At 59.2% G+C, this 2,682-nt stretch carries 7 protein-coding genes; 2 read left to right on the plus strand and 5 right to left on the minus strand.

Annotation, left to right across the window (positions count from 1 at the left end; translation table 11 throughout):
• Positions 1–68 precede the first annotated feature (68 nt).
• Positions 69–323 carry a hypothetical protein gene (locus tag EOA27_RS31040; protein ID WP_127258042.1) on the plus strand — a complete coding sequence of 85 codons (255 nt, stop codon included), beginning with the start codon at positions 69–71 and terminating at the stop codon, positions 321–323.
• On the plus strand, positions 313–684 hold the full coding sequence (locus tag EOA27_RS31045; RefSeq protein WP_127258044.1) for a hypothetical protein: 372 nt from the start codon (positions 313–315) through the stop codon (positions 682–684). The genes EOA27_RS31040 and EOA27_RS31045 overlap by 11 nt, the downstream gene beginning before the upstream one ends.
• A gap of 38 nt (positions 685–722) precedes the next feature.
• Here the strand turns inward: EOA27_RS31045 and EOA27_RS31050 are convergent, their stop codons facing one another.
• From EOA27_RS31050 to EOA27_RS41060, 5 genes are all read right to left on the minus strand, one after another.
• The gene (locus EOA27_RS31050; RefSeq protein ID WP_127258046.1) at positions 723–1,316 is read right to left on the minus strand and encodes a restriction endonuclease; all 594 of its coding nucleotides are present in this window, start codon (positions 1,314–1,316) and stop codon (positions 723–725) included.
• Between the two features lie 130 nt (positions 1,317–1,446).
• Positions 1,447–1,668: a hypothetical protein gene (locus tag EOA27_RS41055; protein WP_127258048.1), complete on the minus strand. Its 222-nt coding sequence runs from the start codon at positions 1,666–1,668 to the stop codon at positions 1,447–1,449.
• Positions 1,665–1,907: a hypothetical protein gene (locus tag EOA27_RS31060; protein WP_127258050.1), complete on the minus strand. Its 243-nt coding sequence runs from the start codon at positions 1,905–1,907 to the stop codon at positions 1,665–1,667. Before EOA27_RS31060 ends, EOA27_RS41055 begins: the two co-directional genes overlap by 4 nt.
• Positions 1,908–1,917: 10 nt before the next feature.
• The gene (locus tag EOA27_RS31065) at positions 1,918–2,364 is read right to left on the minus strand and encodes a hypothetical protein (RefSeq protein ID WP_127258052.1); all 447 of its coding nucleotides are present in this window, start codon (positions 2,362–2,364) and stop codon (positions 1,918–1,920) included.
• Positions 2,365–2,430: 66 nt separating this feature from the next.
• Positions 2,431–2,682 (minus strand): hypothetical protein (locus tag EOA27_RS41060; protein WP_189562165.1); only part of this gene is annotated, 252 nt, incomplete at its 5' end.

Below are 2,682 nucleotides of genomic sequence, written 5' to 3' on the forward strand. Positions count from 1 at the left end.
GCATGAATATCACGGTTGGTTACATTCCACCGGTTTGGTAGTGTCGACCCAAGCGCAGGGGATGATGCATGACCATCGACGACGACATAGCTCGGGTCGAGCAAAACATTCGCGAGATTGAGGCGCGAATAGAGCGCCAGCGCGGGACAATCACTCAGGCGGAGGAATCTGGCTTGCCGACGGAAGGGCCGCGCAACTTCTTATGGTTTCTGAGAGAGACGTTGAGCCTGAGCCGCGATCATCTGGCCCGGCTGATCACCGACCAAGCACTGGCTTCCCGCAATTCTGAAAATTCAACTGAGACACCGCGGCATGCGCGATAGCGAACTGACCGAGCGGCCCGGGAAGGGCTGGACGCCTCGGGCGAAAGGGCCAGGCGACCATGACATCGAAAAGGTTTGGTGGGCGGCCATTCGCCTCCACCATCCCAAGCTGAACACTACGACCTATTGGGATGGAAGCACGTTGGTCGGGCTCGATCATTGGGGCTACCGCGGCGAGAAGTGGTGCATGCGCAAGCCGCCGGCCGATCATCCGCCATTGCCCGAGGTCTACCGGCGCGAGCGAGAGCGCGCACAGCAGGAAGCGCTCGATCGAGTGCGCATTGCAGCCCAAGCCCGGATACTTGCCCAAATTCAGGCGAGCGGGAAGCGCCAGAGCACACCGGACGAGTTTCAGGTGTAGGACAGCGGCGAGAGGAAACGCGCGCTGGTGGCGGGGCCCTATGGATTGGCCTTCACCTTCTGCAGCCAGGTCCGAAGCTGATCACCGTTGATCAGTTCGAGCCGCTTCTGGCTGAGCAGCGGGCCGATATAGCGGTCTTGGGCAACCAGGGGAGGGAAGTCGGACGTCGTCAGAACATAGCCCTTCGAGACGTCGTTCTCGGAGAGGATCGCCAACGCTAAGCGCGCAATGGCGTCATAGTCGACCAACAGCCCTTCCTTGTATGCTTTCACGGATCCGATGATCTTGACCGTCCCCAACGTGTGCTTGGTGGCAATCACGTCGAGCCCATAATCATGGCTGGCCGGAGTCAGAATGACCTCGTCAAACCCGTCACGCTTGAACGCGCCGGCCACGAGCTCTTCCCATTGGCGAGAAGACAGCGCGTGGGCGTCCCACTTCCTTGTAAGGCTATCGACCACCACTTCCCAGACTGCGGCCGTGGAGCGCACAAGGGTGTCCTCAGCAGCCGACGTGTCCGGGATGATCAGGCAGGCGAAGATGATCTTGACGGTTGCCGCTCCGTCGATCTTGAGGGACAGCACGTCAGAGGCAGTGATCGATACGACTTCCGGTTCGGGTGTCTTCGGCATAGCCGATACTGCCCGGCAATGGACCAGCACTCAAGCCATGCCAGAGCGCTGGCCAGGGAAGCCCGCCAGAGGGCGATCGAGGCAAGAGCGGCGTAGGACAGCGGCCAGCAAGAAGCGCGCTGGTGGCCTGCTATCGGCGCCCGCGCCGGACATCCTCCACGGCATCGGCCGCGGCATTGTTCAGATGCTCGCAATCCATTTCAGCGCCCTTCAGAGAGCCCTTCGCCTGGAGCCGCTCTTTCAGCACCGGACAAGTGCTGGCCATGAAGCTTGGCAATTCGATCGAGAACCTATTCGATCCGGTAATCTGGACATTGGCGCTCAGCGAGCAATTCGGACACTTGACCCTCATGAGTCACCCTCGTCATCGCCCAGGTAAGCTTTCACAAAGCCATCATCCCTGTGCTTGACGCCTTCCTGAGAGGTGTGGTGCCACTTGATCTCCCACAGGGCGGTATTGGCAAGATGTTCCATGATGCGAACCCGATCAGCGGCAGACGGGAGTTGATTGATCAGGTCGTTGACCGCCTTCAGTCCGCCCCTCCGGCCGCCACCCTTCCGATAGGCCTGCACATAAATATCATCAGCCATGTTCACCCTCTCAAATAGCTATCCCTTGTTGCTGGCAAAGCATCATTACTGCAGTGGTTTCGTTGCTAGTGCCGCCCATGCCGGAAACCGCGAACACGCGCTGATCTGAGGTGTTCGTCGCCAAAACCCCGACAAATGGCGTCTGACCGGCATAGCCTCCATAGCTGTTCTTGGCGTTCACGTAGCCGCAGGCGCTCACGACGCCCTTGTCCGATATCGATCCGACGATGTTGCCAAACATCGCGCTGCCCGGGTCTTTCAAAGACTCCGTGACGTAGCGCTTCACGACCTCAACATCGCTGGCCGGCAAAGCATATGGCCGATAGGTTTCTGATGGTGCGGCCGGCGCTGGCGGGAAGCTTGCGGGCTGTGTCGGGGGGAATTGAGACTGTGGCGTTGACTGGCATCCGGCCAATATTGCCAGGCCGACAACAGTCGCAACGGCGCGCTTATTCATCCCCCAGCCCCTCCCACAAGGCGAAGTGAGCATCAGCTAATATTCAATATTTGGCAAGCGGGAGAGTTATAATACGTTTGCGGCCTTTACGGCTGCGACGAGGAACAGCATCAGAGATCCGATCGCCACGATGGGCGTAATCCAAAATGTGGCCTTTGCTACGATCTTCCTTGTCCCTTTCAAGGCAGGCTCTCGTCCTTCGCGCAAATCCGTCAGAAACCCCGCGTAGACGTTAGCGACGACGGAAAAATTGATCCAAGCCAGACCGCCGGCGACGAGAGTTGTCGCCACACCGTAGATCAGCAGAGGACCACCTGT

The organism is Mesorhizobium sp. M2A.F.Ca.ET.037.01.1.1 (genome assembly GCF_003998075.1).
Lineage (GTDB): Bacteria > Pseudomonadota > Alphaproteobacteria > Rhizobiales > Rhizobiaceae > Mesorhizobium.